This window comes from Streptomyces meridianus, from assembly GCF_023703325.1.
In the GTDB taxonomy this organism is placed as follows: domain Bacteria; phylum Actinomycetota; class Actinomycetes; order Streptomycetales; family Streptomycetaceae; genus Streptomyces; species Streptomyces meridianus.
The window spans coordinates 1-14934 of sequence record NZ_JAMQGM010000032.1 but is presented as its reverse complement, the minus strand read 5'-3'; the positions used below and the strand labels follow the sequence as shown (position 1 = coordinate 14934).

General features: G+C 69.6%; 13 protein-coding genes and 5 tRNA genes. 4 read left to right on the top strand and 14 right to left on the bottom strand.

Features of this window, described 5'->3' with window-relative positions:
* Entirely contained in the window at positions 1-1002 is a 1002-nt protein-coding gene (locus M1E25_RS15580) for an NAD(P)H-dependent glycerol-3-phosphate dehydrogenase (RefSeq protein WP_251415752.1), read from the bottom strand.
* Positions 999-1754 carry a lysophospholipid acyltransferase family protein gene (locus M1E25_RS15575; RefSeq protein WP_251415750.1) on the bottom strand — a complete coding sequence of 252 codons (756 nt, stop codon included), beginning with the start codon at positions 1752-1754 and terminating at the stop codon, positions 999-1001. Before M1E25_RS15575 ends, M1E25_RS15580 begins: the two co-directional genes overlap by 4 nt.
* A gap of 139 nt (positions 1755-1893) precedes the next feature.
* Between M1E25_RS15575 and cofC the strand changes: the two genes are divergently transcribed.
* Together cofC and M1E25_RS15565 are read left to right on the top strand one after the other, a co-directional pair.
* A complete protein-coding gene (gene cofC, locus M1E25_RS15570; RefSeq protein ID WP_251415748.1) occupies positions 1894-2580 on the top strand; it encodes a 2-phospho-L-lactate guanylyltransferase in 687 nt (228 codons plus the stop codon).
* Between the two features lie 10 nt (positions 2581-2590).
* Positions 2591-2794, top strand: a complete 204-nt coding sequence (locus tag M1E25_RS15565) for a hypothetical protein (RefSeq protein ID WP_251415747.1) — start codon at positions 2591-2593, stop codon at positions 2792-2794.
* A gap of 57 nt (positions 2795-2851) precedes the next feature.
* Here the strand turns inward: M1E25_RS15565 and M1E25_RS15560 are convergent, their stop codons facing one another.
* From M1E25_RS15560 to leuC, 4 genes are all read right to left on the bottom strand, one after another.
* Entirely contained in the window at positions 2852-3499 is a 648-nt protein-coding gene (locus M1E25_RS15560; protein ID WP_251415745.1) for an HU family DNA-binding protein, read from the bottom strand.
* 126 nt (positions 3500-3625) lie between these two features.
* Complete coding sequence (locus tag M1E25_RS15555; RefSeq protein WP_251415743.1) at positions 3626-3859, bottom strand: SCO5555 family protein; 234 nt, start codon at positions 3857-3859, stop codon at positions 3626-3628.
* Between the two features lie 109 nt (positions 3860-3968).
* Positions 3969-4562 carry a 3-isopropylmalate dehydratase small subunit gene (gene leuD, locus M1E25_RS15550; protein WP_251415741.1) on the bottom strand — a complete coding sequence of 198 codons (594 nt, stop codon included), beginning with the start codon at positions 4560-4562 and terminating at the stop codon, positions 3969-3971.
* Between the two features lie 6 nt (positions 4563-4568).
* Positions 4569-5993, bottom strand: a complete 1425-nt coding sequence (gene leuC / locus M1E25_RS15545; protein ID WP_251415739.1) for a 3-isopropylmalate dehydratase large subunit — start codon at positions 5991-5993, stop codon at positions 4569-4571.
* A gap of 175 nt (positions 5994-6168) precedes the next feature.
* Between leuC and ndgR the strand changes: the two genes are divergently transcribed.
* Positions 6169-6885: an IclR family transcriptional regulator NdgR gene (gene ndgR / locus M1E25_RS15540; RefSeq protein WP_251415737.1), complete on the top strand. Its 717-nt coding sequence runs from the start codon at positions 6169-6171 to the stop codon at positions 6883-6885.
* 735 nt (positions 6886-7620) lie between these two features.
* Here the strand turns inward: ndgR and M1E25_RS15535 are convergent.
* From M1E25_RS15535 to M1E25_RS15500, 8 genes are all read right to left on the bottom strand, one after another.
* Positions 7621-7693 (bottom strand) — tRNA-Glu (locus M1E25_RS15535).
* Between the two features lie 33 nt (positions 7694-7726).
* Positions 7727-7798, bottom strand: a tRNA-Gln gene (locus M1E25_RS15530).
* A 13-nt stretch (positions 7799-7811) separates the two neighbouring features.
* Positions 7812-7884 (bottom strand) — tRNA-Glu (locus M1E25_RS15525).
* 89 nt (positions 7885-7973) lie between these two features.
* Positions 7974-8046: transfer RNA gene (locus M1E25_RS15520), tRNA-Glu, on the bottom strand.
* 38 nt (positions 8047-8084) lie between these two features.
* A tRNA-Gln gene (locus M1E25_RS15515) sits at positions 8085-8156 on the bottom strand.
* 215 nt (positions 8157-8371) lie between these two features.
* A complete protein-coding gene (gltX, locus tag M1E25_RS15510) occupies positions 8372-9847 on the bottom strand; it encodes a glutamate--tRNA ligase (protein WP_251415735.1) in 1476 nt (491 codons plus the stop codon).
* A complete protein-coding gene (locus M1E25_RS15505) occupies positions 9840-10622 on the bottom strand; it encodes a fumarylacetoacetate hydrolase family protein (protein ID WP_251415732.1) in 783 nt (260 codons plus the stop codon). The genes gltX and M1E25_RS15505 overlap by 8 nt, the downstream gene beginning before the upstream one ends.
* A gap of 123 nt (positions 10623-10745) precedes the next feature.
* The gene (locus M1E25_RS15500) at positions 10746-10928 is read right to left on the bottom strand and encodes a hypothetical protein (protein WP_251415800.1); all 183 of its coding nucleotides are present in this window, start codon (positions 10926-10928) and stop codon (positions 10746-10748) included.
* A gap of 572 nt (positions 10929-11500) precedes the next feature.
* On the opposite strand from M1E25_RS15500, the gene M1E25_RS15495 reads away from it, so the two are divergent.
* Positions 11501-14884 (top strand): sensor histidine kinase, encoded by a 3384-nt coding sequence (locus M1E25_RS15495; RefSeq protein WP_251415729.1) that lies wholly within the window; start codon positions 11501-11503, stop codon positions 14882-14884.
* The last annotated feature ends 50 nt before the right edge of the window (positions 14885-14934 follow it).

Below are 14934 nucleotides of genomic sequence, written 5' to 3'. Positions count from 1 at the left end.
TCAGCGCCGCTCGGACTTGGCGCTCCGCGACATCAGTCCCTTGAGCGCCACCAGCGGCGGCTTGCCTTCGTGCACGATCTCCACAACGGTCTCGGTGATCGGCATGTCGATGCCGTGCCGCTGCGCCAGATCCAGCACGGACTGGCACGACTTGACGCCCTCCGCAGTCTGCTTGGTGACGGCGATGGTCTCCTCGAGCGTCATACCGCGTCCGAGGTTGGTGCCGAAGGTGTTGTTGCGGGACAGCGGTGACGAGCAGGTGGCGACCAGGTCGCCCATGCCCGCCAGGCCGGCGAAGGTGTGCGCGTCGGCGCCCATGGCGAGACCGAGGCGGGTGGTCTCGGCGAGCCCCCGGGTGATGAGCGATGCTTTCGCGTTGTCGCCGAGCCCCATGCCGTCGGCGATTCCGACGGCCAGCGCGATGACGTTCTTGACCGCGCCCCCGAGTTCGCAGCCCACCACGTCGACGTTCGTGTAGGGACGGAAGTAGGGCGTGTGGCAAGCGGCCTGCAGCCGCTGGGCGACCGTCTCGTCGGTGCAGGCCACGACCGCGGCGGCGGGCTGCCGGGCCGCGACCTCCTTCGCGAGGTTCGGGCCGGTCAGCACGGCAACCTGCTCCGGGGCCGCCTTCCCGACCTCCTCGATCACTTCGCTCATGCGCTTGGCCGTGCCCAGCTCGACGCCCTTCATCAGGCTGACGAGGACGGTGTCGGGACGCAGCAGGGGGCTCCAGCGGGCCAGGTTGGCCCGGAGGGTCTGGGAGGGGACGGCGAGCACCGTGAAGTCCGCGTCACGAGCGGCCTCCGCGGGGTCGGTGGTGGCGCGGACATTCGCGGGAAGTTCGGTCCCGGGGAGGTAGTCGGGATTCTCGCGCCGGGTGTTGACGGCGTCCACGAGTTCGGTCCGGCGCCCCCACAGCGTGACGTCGCAGCCTGCGTCGCCGAGGACCATCGCGAATGCGGTGCCCCAGGAGCCGGTGCCGAAGACCGCGCAGCGCGTCACGTGCTCTCCTCCTGCTTCTGCGCCCTCGCCCGCTGTTCCGCGCGAGCCGATCGATGATCGTAGAGCGCGGCGGGCGCGGGTTCACCGCGCAGCTCCGCGAGGAGACCGGTGACCGCGGCCATGATGGCGTCGGTCGCCTCGCGCAGCACCTCGGCCGTCGGCTCCTGGCCGTAGTAGGCGGACAGATCGACCGGCGGGCCGGCCATCACCTTCAGCGTCTTGCGGGGGAAGAGCCGCACCTTGTTCGCCTTCGCGTAGGGCGGCATGACCTGGTTGGCACCCCACTGCGCAACGGGGATCACCGGTGCCCTGGTGAGCAGGGCGACCCGGGCGGCACCGGTCTTGCCCTGCATGGGCCAGTGGTCGGGATCACGGGTCAGCGTGCCCTCGGGGTAGAAGGCCACGCACTCGCCGCTGTTGATCGCGTCGACGGCGGAGCGGAACGCGTTCGCGGCGTCGCTGGACTCGCGGTAAACGGGAATCTGACCGGTCCGGCGCAGTACGGTGCCGACGAACGGCACCTGGAAAAGGGAGGCTTTCGCGAGCAGCCGGGGCACCCGGCCGGTGTTGTACTGAAAGTGCCCGTACGACAACGGGTCGAGCGCCGAATTGTGGTTCACGGCGGTGATAAACCCCCCGGCGTCCGGAATATTCTCCATTCCGCGCCAGTCCCGCTTGAACAGAACCACCAGCGGCGGTTTAGCAATGACCGCTGCCAAGCGGTACCAGAAGCCGATTCTGCGGCGGGACACTCGGAAACCCTCCTCGTGGGGACCTGATGAGCTGCGGGCGGGGCAACCGCACAAGTTTCACCCCAGGTCCCCGGTCTGTCGAGAACACCGTAACCCCGTCCTGCGGGGGCACCGGCGGCCGCAGGGGAGAATGGCCGCGATGCGCAGAGACGGAGAGGGCGTCGTGAGGTCCGATTGGACCCTGATCGTGCCACTGAAACCCCTGGATCAGGCCAAGAGCAGGCTCAGCGGCACCGCCGTGGGCAGGTTGCGGCCCACCCTCGCCCTGGCTTTCGCCCAGGACACCGTCGCCGCTGCGCTGGCCGTCCCGGCTGTCGTGGACGTGGTCGTGGTCACTGATGATCCGGTCGCCGCGGCGGAAGTGACGGCCCTCGGCGCCCACGTCGTCGCCGATGTCCCCGGCGCCGGGCTCAACGCCGCGCTGGAATACGGCGCGCACGCCGTCCGGCGGGCCCGGCCCGGCGCGGCGACGGCGGCGCTCGGTGCGGATCTCCCGGCTCTCCGACCGGCCGAACTGAACCTGGTCCTGGCCCGTGCGGCACACCATCCCCGAGCCTTCCTCGCGGACGCCGCCGGAGTGGGGACGACGTTCCTGTCCGCCTCCGCCGGAACGCCCCTCGCCCCGGCCTTCGGCGGGCGTTCCCGTGCACGGCACCGGGCCTCGGGCGCACGGGAGATCGATCCGTCCGGTGTCGAGAGCGTGCGGCGGGACGTGGACACCGGCGACGACCTGCGCTGCGCACTCGCCCTCGGCGTGGGGCCGTACACGGCGGCCCGGCTCCCGGCCGGAACCGGCGGAAGAGCGGCGCCCGGGCCGTTCGTCTAGGCTCTCGTTCATGCAGGCGACCGCTTACACGTACGACGCGCAGACCCGTTCCGGCAGCGTTCTCCTGGACGATGGCACTCCGCTGCCGTTCGACACCGCCGCGTTCGACGCAGGGGGCCTTCTACTGCTGCGGCCCGGTCAGCGGGTGCGGATCGAGGTCAGCGGCGAGGGCGCGACCCGCAGGATCGTCCTCGTCACCCTGCAGACGCTCTGAACGGACCGCGGGCCGGGCTCCCGTCAGGAGTCCCGGCCCGGCGCGTCCGTACCCGGATCACTTCTTCCTTGCGGATGCCGCCTTCTTGGCGGTGGTCTTGCGTGCCGTCGTCCTGCGCGCCGGGGACTTCTTGGCGGTGGCCTTCTTCGCGGGAGCCGTCTTCTTGGCGGTGGCCTTCTTCGCGGTGGTCTTCTTGGCGGCCGTCTTCTTGGCCGGGGTCTTCTTGGCGGCCGTCTTCTTGGCCGGGGTCTTCTTCGCAGCCGCCTTCTTCGCGGTGGTCTTCTTGGCTGCGGCGCGCTTCGCAGCGGTCTTCTTGGCCGCGGCCTTCTTCGCAGTGGCCTTCTTGGCCACGGCCTTGGCTGTGACGCCGCCCGACAGGCTGCCCTTGGGGGCCTTCTTGACGGAGACCTCCCCGCCCCGGGGCAGCTTCTTGGAGCCGCTCACCAGGTCCTTGAAGCCCTGGCCGGCCCGGAATCGGGGCACCGAGGTCTTCTTGACCCTGACGCGCTCGCCGGTCTGGGGGTTGCGGGCGTAACGGGCGGGCCGGTCGACCTTCTCGAACGAGCCGAAGCCGGTGACCGAGACCCGGTCCCCAGCGACGACCGCGCGAACGATCGCGTCCAGTACCGCGTCGACAGCTTCGGCGGCGTTCTGCCGCCCGCCGAGCTTGTCGGCAATCGCTTCTACGAGCTGCGCCTTGTTCACGTCTTCCCCTTCGGAGCCACTGCCGGAACGAAAGTGTTCAAGCTTTTCGCACGCTAGGCAGATATATACCGCAAATCAAACATGAAACGGGCTAATCACCCTTGTGCCGCAATGGACTCGGGCCCCTCATGCAGTTCCGTCATCGGGGAATCGACTCTCGTCCAAGTCGTCAATGAACCGGTCCAGACGACGGGCCGCCGCGGCGAGGTCCCGCTTGCTCGCAGCCGTGATGGCCAGCAGTTTCCGCGACAGCGTCATCCGTACTTCGTCCGGGACTTGCAGTGTGCGCACCCTCGCATGCGCCTCCTTGAGCCGGTCCGCGACGGCCCCGTAGAGCTCGAGTTGACTGTCGCGATCCATGCACCGATTGTGCCATCTGCGGCGAGTTGTCGCTTCGCGGGATCCCAACATACGGCTGCGCCCCACACCGTTGGGTGCGGGGCGCAGCGGAAGACGACGTGCAGGGCGGTCAGGCCCGCGCGGTCCGGGGCTTGAAGGCGGGGCGGGACGCCTCGTAGGCGCTGATGGCCGCCTCGTTCTGCAGTGTCAGGCTGATGTCGTCCAGTCCCTCCATCAGGCGCCAGCGGGCGTTTTCCTCGAGTTCGAACGCCGCCCGTACACCCTCGGCCCGTACCTCGCGTGCGACGAGGTCGACGGTGATCTCCGCCGCAGGGTCGGCCTCGGTGATCTGCCAGAGCCGCTCCACGGTCTCCTGCGGCAGCAGCACGGTCAGCAGGCCGTTCTTCAGCGAGTTGCCGCGGAAGATGTCGGCGAACCGGGGGGAGATCACGGCCTTGAACCCGTAGTTCTGCAGTGCCCAGACGGCGTGCTCACGCGAGGAACCGGTGCCGAAGTCGGGACCCGCGACGAGAACTGTCGAGCCCTGGCGTTCGGGCCGGTTGAGGACGAATTCCGGGTCCTTGCGCCAGGCCTCGAACAGCCCGTCCTCGAAACCGTCACGCGTGACCTTCTTGAGCCAGTGGGCAGGGATGATCTGGTCGGTGTCCACATTGCTGCGGCGCAGCGGGACGGCCCGGCCGGTGTGCGTGGTGAATGCTTCCATGACTGCTCAGGCCTCCACTGCGATGCGGTCGTCGACGAGATCGGCGGGCGAGGCCAGATGCCCGAGGACGGCGGTGGCGGCGGCGACCTGCGGCGAGACCAGGTGGGTCCGGCCGCCCTTGCCCTGCCTGCCCTCGAAGTTGCGGTTGGACGTGGACGCGGACCGCTCCCCCGGAGCCAGCTGGTCGGGGTTCATGCCGAGACACATGGAGCAGCCGGCGTGCCGCCATTCCGCCCCCGCACCGGTGAAGACCTTGTCCAGGCCTTCGGCGACGGCCTCCAGGGCCACCCGGACCGAGCCGGGAACGACGAGCATCCGCACGCCGTCGGCGACCGACCTGCCGTCGAGGACGGAAGCGGCGGCGCGCAGGTCCTCGATCCGGCCGTTGGTGCACGAGCCGACGAAGACCGTGTCCACGGGGATCTCGCGCAGCGGCTGCCCGGGAGCCAGGCCCATGTACTCCAAGGCCTTTTCGGCGGCGAAGCGTTCCGAGGCGTCCTCGAAGGCGGCGGGGTCGGGCACCGAGGCCGACAGGGGCGCACCCTGGCCGGGGTTGGTCCCCCAGGTGACGAAGGGCGCGAGCTCCGCGGCGTCGATGACGACCTCGTGGTCGAAGACGGCGTCGTCATCGGTGCGCAGGGTCCGCCAGTATTCGACGGCGGCATCCCAGTCCGCACCCTGCGGGGCGTGGTCGCGGCCGCGGATGTAGTCGAAGGTGGTGCTGTCCGGAGCGATCATCCCGGCGCGGGCCCCGGCCTCGATCGACATGTTGCAGATGGTCATCCGGGCTTCCATCGACAGCTTCTCGATGGCCTCGCCGCGATATTCGATGACGTAGCCCTGGCCGCCTCCGGTGCCGATGCGCGCGATGACGGCGAGGATCAGGTCCTTGGCCGTGACGTCGTCGCCCAGTTCGCCGTTCACCGTCACCGCCATGGTCCGGAACGGTGCGAGGGGCAGGGTCTGGGTGGCCAGAACGTGCTCGACCTGGCTGGTACCGATACCGAAGGCGAGGGCGCCGAACGCCCCGTGAGTGGAGGTGTGGCTGTCACCGCAGACCACGGTCGTGCCGGGCTGGGTCAGTCCCAGCTGCGGTCCCACCACGTGGACGACGCCCTGCTCGACGTCACCCAGCGGGTGCAGCCGGACGCCGAACTCGGCGCAGTTCCTGCGCAGGGTCTCGAGCTGGGTCCGGGAGACGGGGTCGGCGATGGGCTTGTCGATGTCGAGGGTGGGGGTGTTGTGGTCCTCGGTGGCGATCGTCAGATCCGTCCGGCGCACCCGGCGGCCGTTCTTGCGAAGACCGTCGAAGGCCTGCGGGCTGGTCACCTCGTGCAACAGGTGCAGGTCGATGAACAGGAGGTCGGGCTCGCCCTCCGCTCGCCGCACGATGTGGTCGTCCCAGACCTTTTCCGCGAGTGTCCGTCCCATCGCTTTCCCTTCGGCCGGGTGCTTCGTCCGGCCCAACTCGAGTGACGTGCCCGTCCGGTCCCGGGAACCGGGCGGCGCTGCGGTGCCGCGCTCCACGGTTCCGCCGTACCAAGAGTGACGCGTTCCGCAGGATAGTGAACTTGCGTTTCACAGTTTGAGACGCAAGTATCGTTGCATGGACAACTCTAGTGGCGTCGGCGTTCTCGACAAGGCAGCACTCGTACTGAGCGCTCTGGAGTCCGGTCCGGCCACCCTGGCCGGGCTGGTCGCGTCAACCGGCCTCGCGCGCCCCACCGCGCACCGGCTCGCGGTGGCGCTGGAGCACCACCGCATGGTGGCGAGGGACATGCAGGGCCGCTTCATCCTGGGCCCGCGGCTGGCCGAACTGGCGGCCGCGGCGGGTGAGGACCGGCTCCTGGCGAGCGCCGGCCCCGTGCTGACGCATCTACGCGACGTGACCGGTGAGAGCGCCCAGCTGTACCGGCGGCAGGGGGACATGCGCATCTGCGTGGCGGCGGCGGAGCGTCTCTCCGGACTGCGCGACACGGTCCCCGTCGGTTCGACACTGCCGATGAAGGCCGGGTCGGCCGCGCAGATCCTCATGGCCTGGGAGGAGCCCGAGCGGCTGCACCGCGGCCTTCAGGGTGCGCGGTTCACCGCGACCGCACTCTCGGGCGTGCGGCGCCGCGGCTGGGCCCAGTCGATCGGTGAGCGCGAGCCCGGCGTGGCCTCGGTCTCCGCGCCGGTGCGGGGGCCGTCGAACCGCGTGGTCGCCTCCGTCTCGGTATCCGGACCCATCGAGCGGCTGACCCGTCATCCGGGCCGGATGCACGCCCAGGCCGTGATCGACGCCGCGGCCCGTCTCACCGAGGCCCTGCGCCGCGGCAACTGACCTCCGCGCCGTCCCGTTACGACGCGCACCGGCCGGCGCGATGCCGGTGGCCGCACCCGGCTCCGACGGCGGCATGTTGGCGTGGACGGAAAACGGACTCGCCGCCCCGCCGGCGCGCCACCTCGCGTGCCGGATGCCGGCGCGCCCTTCTCCTACCGCACCCGGCGGTTGAAGGCGGTCCCGGGCGGATCGGCGCCGGCGGTCCGGGTCAGCCGCGCAGTTCACAGCAGCTCCCGCGGTGAACTGCGATGCGCGACGACACGGACCGCGCGAGGCTCTCCGAACAACGGGCGGTACCCGAGCAGTCGAGAGCCCTCCTCGGGTGACAGCTCCGTGAACATCCGCGGCATGAGCGTGAGGGCAGGCCACGGGATCGAGCCCGAGGGCGAGGTCGCAGCCACGCGCACCGGATCGTGGACACTTGCCACGAACTCGGCCGGGGCTGTGGGGGAGAAGAGCAGAGGCCGCTCGCCCGCGGGGACCGGCTGCCTCGGTCGCGGCGCTCGGCCGCTTCGGCTGTTCCGCGACGCGACGGCCTTGCCGGCATACGCACAGGCCGCAGCCGGAATTGCGGCGCTCCATCTCGATCCGGCCGAGCCCCGGGACACCCTGCCAAAAGGTGGCGGCAGCCGTGGCGATGAAAACGCGGCGGGCGATGAAAACACCCGGAAAGACAGCGGCAGAACAGCAGAAAAGGGAAAAGCCCCTCCGTCGGGAGGGGCTTTTCCGCGGGCGTACCCCCGACCGGATTCGAACCGGCGCTACCGCCTTGAGAGGGCGGCGTGCTAGGCCGCTACACAACGGGGGCTTGGTGAGTGATGTTCCCGGAGAAACTCACACGCTGGGCTACCAGGACTCGAACCTAGACTAAATGAACCAGAATCACTCGTGCTGCCAATTACACCATAGCCCATGGTATGAACCAGTACCCCCGACCGGATTCGAACCGGCGCTACCGCCTTGAGAGGGCGGCGTGCTAGGCCGCTACACAACGGGGGCCCTAGCGATCCTTTACCACGACACGAAACAAGCGGTGTCACATCGTCTGCATCCGGGAGAACCCGAAAGCGACAGTGTTCAAGGATCTGTACCCCCGACCGGATTCGAACCGGCGCTACCGCCTTGAGAGGGCGGCGTGCTAGGCCGCTACACAACGGGGGCTTGCACTGCGATCAAGACTCCCCGAAAGGGAAATCCTGCTGGGGTACCAGGACTCGAACCTAGACTAAGTGAACCAGAATCACTCGTGCTGCCAATTACACCATACCCCACCAAAACACAACCCCCGCCGGGGGGTTCTGTTCTGCTGCGCCGGTTGAACCAGGCCTCTCAGCCCTCTCGGGCGGCGCAGGAAGAACATTACCCGATGCCGGACTGCCCTCCAAAACCGATACACAGCGCGGTCGTCCGTCCGTGGCCGCACCGGCGACGGTCCGGCCTACGAAGCCGGCCGCCAGGACTCGGAACCCGGTCGCGCTTCCGCGCCCTAAGCCACAAGCCGGGCCAGCGCGGCGTCGATACGGGCCAGCGTGCGCTCCCGCCCGAGCACCTCGAGGGACTCGAAGAGCGGCAGGCCGACCGTCCGGCCGGTCACGGCGACCCGGACCGGCGCCTGCGCCTTGCCCAGCTTCAGGCCGTGCTCCTCGCCGGCCTCGACGACGGCCGTCTTGAGCGCCTCGGCGTTCCACTCGGCGTCGGCGAGTTTCGCCCGCGCGGTGCGCAGCAGAGCGTCCGAACCCTCCTTCATCGCCTTGTTCCACGAGGCCTCGTCGTCGACCGGCTCGTCGAGGAACAGGAAGTCGACATTGGCGGTGATGTCGGAGAGGACCGTCAGACGCGTCTGCGCCAGCGGAGCCAGTTCCGCGAAGGCGGCGGCGTCGAAGGCCTCCGGCTTCCACGGGGCGTGCGGGTCCCGCAGCCACGGCTCGCAGGCAGCGGCGAACTCCTCCGTCGGCATCTGCCGGATGTGCGTGGCGTTGATGGCCTCGCACTTCTTGAGGTCGAACCGCGCCGGGTTGGCGTTGACGCCGCTGATGTCGAAGGCGGCGACCATCTCGTCCATCGTGAAGATGTCGCGGTCCTCGGCGAGCGACCAGCCCAGCAGCGAGAGGTAGTTGAGCAGCCCGGCGGGCAGGAAGCCCCGCTCCCGGTACAGATTGAGCGAGGACTGCGGGTCCCGCTTGGAGAGCTTCTTGTTGCCCTCGCCCATGACGTACGGCAGGTGGCCGAACCGGGGGGTCGTGCCGTTGCCGACTCCGATGTCGGCCAGAGCCGCGTAGAGCGCGATCTGCCGCGGGGTCGACGACAGCAGGTCCTCGCCGCGCAGCACGTGCGTGATCTCCATCAGCGCATCGTCCACCGGGTTGACGAGCGTGTAGAGCGGGGCCCCGTTCGCCCGCACGATGCCGTAGTCCGAGACGTTCTCGGGCGAGAAGGTCAGTTCACCGCGCACCAGGTCGGTAAAGGTGATCGGCTCGTCGGGCATCCGGAACCGGACGATCGCCGGGCGCCCCTCGGCCCGGTATGCCTCGATCTGCCCGGCCGTCAGTGTGCGGCACGTGCCGTCGTAACCGGACGGCTTGCCTGCGGCCCGCGCCGCCTCACGGCGGGCGTCGAGCTCCTCGGTGGTGCAGAAGCACTCGTACGCGAACCCGGCGTCCTGGAGGCGGCGGGCGACATCGCGGTAGAGGTCCATGCGCTGCGACTGCCGGTAGGGCTCGTGCGGGCCGCCGACCTCGGGGCCCTCGTCCCAGTCGAAGCCCAGCCAGCGCATCGCGTCCAGCAGTTGCCGGTACGACTCCTCGGAGTCGCGGGCCGCGTCGGTGTCCTCGATGCGGAACACCAGCGTGCCGCCGTGGTGCCGGGCGAACGCCCAGTTGAAGAGCGCGGTTCGGACCAGACCCACATGGGGATTGCCGGTCGGGGAGGGACAGAAACGTACACGTACGGGTGCGCTAGTCACGCTTGATCACCTTGTTGGTGAGAGTGCCGATGCCTTCGATGGTGACGGCGACCTCATCGCCGACGTTGAGCGGGCCGACCCCGGCCGGGGTGCCGGTGAGGATGACGTCGCCGGGCAGCAGGGTCATCGCCTCGGTGATGTGGACGACCAGGTCGGCGATGGAACGGACCATCTCGCTGGTGCGGCCGAGCTGGCGCTGTTCGCCGTTGACCGTGCACATGATGCCCAGGTCCGACGGGTCCAGTTCGGTCTCGATCCAGGGGCCGAGTGGACAGGAGGTGTCGAAGCCCTTGGCGCGTGCCCACTGCGACTCGCTGCGCTGGACGTCCCGCGCGGTCACGTCGTTGGCGCAGGTGTAGCCGAGGACGACGTCCTGCACCCGCTCGCGCGGCACCTCGCGGCACATGCGCCCGATGACGACGGCCAGCTCGGCCTCGTGGTCCACCTCGCTCGAGAACGAGGGGTACACGACCGGGTCGCCGGGCCCGGTCACCGCGGTCGACGGCTTGAAGAACGTGATGGGCACGTCCGGAACCGTCTGCCCGAGCTCGGCGGCGTGCTCCGCATAGTTGCGGCCGATGGCCACGACCTTGTTGGGGAGCACGGGCGGGAGCATCCGGACCTTGGCCATCGGGACCCTTTTCCCCGAGCGCTCGAACTCGGCGAAAGGATGCCCCTTGATGATGTCGAGAACGGGCCCGTCCGGATCGGACGGGTCGCCTTCCACGACACCGAAGGCGACGTTGCCGTCGATGGAGAACCTGGCGATGCGCACGGGAAGCAGCTGCCCCTCACTGACTGGCCGGATGCTGACGCTCCAGGCTAACGCCCGGCGTTCGCATCGCGGGGCGGGGCGGCCGGTCACACACCGTCCCGCCCCTGCCGCCCCGAGAACAGGTCAGCCCTGCGGCACGTCCATCAGAACGGTCCGGCGCGGGTTGGCTGTCTGCGTCGGCAGGACTCGCGCCTCCTCACGCTGCTCCACGACGTAGCCGACGGGGCCGGACTCCTCGGCGTCCACGAGGTGGGCGAGAGTGGTGCGGCGCGGGTTGGCTATGTTGCGGAACATCATCGTCTTCACCGGTGTCTGCCTCGTAGCTGTTCGGGATTCGGGTCGGCTGTCGTTTCCGACATCCGTGTCAAGCGAAAGGCTAGACGCGCCATTCCCTTGGGATCTCAGCGGAAAGCGTCGCCCGGCGTGTGATTTTACTCACCAACTCACCGACAAAAGCCGCATAACGCCGCGCTGCGCAGACCTCCGGAATCCGGCAAATCCTGACCGAAGCGCACCATTCACATCCGAGCGACTTCCACGCAGGTCCCATCCGGGTCGACCGGGTCGTGGGCAAAAGTCCGGAATCGACAACACCGTGCACCAACCGTTCCTACACATGGTCATCCATTTCCCACACAGTGTGACGACTTCGAGCACTCGACCCACCGGCCTTGTTGCAGATGCAGCACTGTGCTGGAATTCCTCGGACCGCCGCGTAATCATCCGGCGCGCAAGTGGCGCAGAGCAGCGCCAGGCGGTGGTGGAAGGGGGAGGCTCGCGCCGGTCTACTCACGACCGACAACGGGGCCCGTCCCCACGACTCGACACCGTTCCACCGTTCACCCGGGGGAACGCCTGGTCCAGAGGTTGCGACGCTAGTGCAGGGACGTTTCAAGAGGGAAGACAGCGCTGCGGCGGACCCGGAGCTGCGCGGTGGGACCGACCGTGGCTCTTCGCCTGTGCGCACCCATAACATCGACGCGGAGGATCCGAACGCGGACCGCTCCGGGCGCAGAGGCACGCCCGGCGACGACGCCCGCGCGCGGCGCAAAACCAGCACTCCCGCCGGCCCGGGTTCCCGCATGGCCCTGCGCAACTGGCGCATCAGCACCCGCCTGGTCTCGCTGCTGGCCCTGCCCGTGGTGGCGGCGACGAGTCTCGGCGGTCTGCGCATCAGCACGTCGATGACCAACCTCGAGCAGCTCGACAACATGAAGCTGCTGACCGAGATGACCAAGCAGGCGACCGAGCTGGCCTCCGCGCTCCAGGAGGAGCGCGACCACTCGGCCGGACCGCTTGCGGCGGGTGACTCCCGGAACGACGACGTGGCCTACCCGCGTCAGGTGACCGACCGCGAGATGAAGGCGTTCGAGGACGCCACCGAGCAGATCAAGTCCTCGGACAGCGACGCCCTGGTGGGCGTCAACTCCTCCCTGGTCAACATCCTCCAGCAGCTGGACAAGATCAAGACGATTCGCGCCAACGCGTACAAGGACGACGCGTACGTCGCGCAGACCGTCAACAGTTACGACGAACTCATCAAGGCCCTGCTCTCGCTGTCCCAGGACATGGCGCAGGCCACCAGCAACAGCGAGATGATCCGCAGTACCCGCGCGCTGGCCGCGTTCTCCTCCGCCAAGGAGTACGCGTCCATCCAGCGCGCGGTCATCAGCGCCGGTCTCGCCCACGAGCCGAAGCCCAAGCTCTCCACGAGCGACCGGCTGTACGGCCAGTCGGCCCTGCTCAGCGAGAACTCGGCGCTCGACCAGTTCATCGAGATCTACGACGGCACGTCGACCTCCCAGGAGCTGTTGCAGGCCCTGGAGCAGGGCGGCAACTCCGAGATCATCCTCGCGGACACGTACGCCGCCCGGATGCTGAAGCCCAACAGCGAGATCTCGAAGGAGAACCGGTCCTACAAGGACTGGTACGACTCGGACAGCACGAAGCTCGAGGAGATGTCGCGCATCGAGCAGACCCTTCTGTCCGAGATGGATCAGAAGGCGCGCCAGCTTCGCTCGGAGACGAAGCGGGACGCGATCCTCAACGGTGTCGTCATCCTGCTAGTCCTCGGCGTCTCACTCATCGGCGCCTTCGTGGTGGCCCGCTCCATGGTCCGCTCGCTGCGCAGGCTCCAGGACACCGCGCAGGAGGTCTCGCAGAAGCGGCTGCCCGAACTGGTCCGCCAGCTCTCCGAGTCCGACCCGCAGGACGTCGACACCTCGGTCGAGTCGGTCGGCGTGCACAGCCGGGACGAGATCGGCAAGGTGGCCGCGGCCTTCGACGACGTGCACCGCGAGGCGGTCCGGCTGGCCGCGGACCAGGCCCTCCTGCGGGGCAACGTCAACGCGATGTTCACCAACCTCTCGCGCCGCAGCCAGGGCCTCATTCAGCGCCAGCTGTCGCTCATATCCGAGCTGGAGAGCCGCGAGGCGGATCCGGACCAGCTCTCCAGCCTGTTCAAGCTCGACCACCTCGCGACCCGCATGCGGCGGAACGGCGAGAACCTCCTCGTCCTCGCGGGCGAGGAGCCCGGCCGCCGCTGGACGCGCCCGGTGCCGCTCGTCGACGTGCTGCGCGCCGCGGCATCCGAGGTGGAGCAGTACGAGCGGATCGAACTGAGTTCGGTTCCGTCCAGCGAGGTTGCGGGCCGGGTCGTCAACGACCTCGTGCACCTGGTGGCCGAGCTGCTCGAGAACGCGACGTCGTTCTCCTCACCGCAGACCAAGGTCAAGGTGACCGGACACGCTCTGCCCGACGGCCGGGTGCTGGTCGAGATCCACGACACCGGTATCGGCCTCTCACCGGAGGACCTCTCCGCGATCAACGAGCGGCTGGCCAGCCCGCCCACGGTGGATGTCTCGGTCTCGCGCCGCATGGGCCTGTTCGTGGTCGGCCGGCTGTCCCAGCGGCACGGCATCCGCATCCAGCTGCGCCCGTCCGACTCCGGCGGCACAACGGCCCTCGTCATGCTCCCGGTCGACGTCGCGCAGGGCGGCCGGAAGGGCTCCGGAAGGCCCCCGGGTGCCGGCACCGGCACCGGTGCTGCGAGCGGCCCCGGCAGCAACCGGCTCGCGGGCATGCAGCCCCGCGGACAGGTTCAGGGCGGCAATCGCACGGCGCTTCCGTCGAGCGGCGACCCCCGTCCGCAGGCGCCGGGCGACGGTTCCGGGCCCACGGGAGCGGACAGCAGGCCGGGGCGCGCCGGCAGCGGGCTGCCGTCCCGCCCGGGTGCCCGGAACGGCCCGAAGCCGAGGGACCCCGCGGGCGACTCGCTCTTCCGCTCCGGCCCGCCACCGCGCGAGAGCGCTGCGCAACCCACTCCTCCGCCCGCGTCCGGCCGGGAGCAGGACGGACGTCCGCAGCTCCCTCAGCGCGGTCCGGCGCCCGAACTCCCCGGCAGCTCGAGCCGACCGGCCGGTGCCGGCGCCTCCGGCGGCAGGCAGGACGGTGGCACCAGCTGGGGTTCCTCGGGCCCGGCGGACGGCTGGTCGCCGGCTGCTCCGGAGCCCCCGGAGCAGCCGCGCGGACACGACGAGGAGAGCGCCGCCTCCCGGTATCCCCGGGTGAACCGCGAGGCCCCGTACGGTTCGGGTGACGACCGGAACACCAAGCGCGAGAACGACTTCGAGGCCGCAGGGCCGGCCGGGGGGTCGCTCGGCGGCCCCGGCGACACGGCCGCCTTCCCGCGTCCCGACTTCGGCGGCAGCAGGCAGCAGCAGGAACCGCACCGGAACCAGCGGCCCGCATCCGAGCACGACGCGCTGCCTCCGGCGACGGGCCCGGGCGACGGCCGCACCCCGCTGTTCGAGGCTCTGGAGTCGGACTGGTTCCGCGGAGCACGAGGTGGCGAGGAGGCCGCCTCCCAGCCGGCTCCCCCGCCGCAGCGGCGTTCGCCGGCCCCCGAGGGGCCCCCGGCGATGCCGCGCCGTGAGCCGGCGCGCAACATCGACGACACCGGTGCCGTATGGCGCACGTCGCCCAATGACGAGCTCGGCCGCCAGGCCGAGCGGGTCCGCCAGCCGGCGGCCGGCGGCATCACCACCTCCGGTCTGCCCCGCCGTGTGCCCCGCGCCAACCTGGTGGCGGGAACCGCACAGCAGCAGAACGAGCAGACCGGTCCGCAGGTCTCGCGCGCGCCCGACGACGTGCGCGGCCGACTGACCAATCTCCGCCGGGGTATCCAGCGGGGCCGCCAGGCAGGAAGCGGCCCGGACCACGGAAACCACGGCTTTGGCCCCACTTACCAGCAGGAGCGTTAGTTGAGTCCGATGAGCCAGGCGGCGCAGAATCTGAACTGGTTGATCACCAA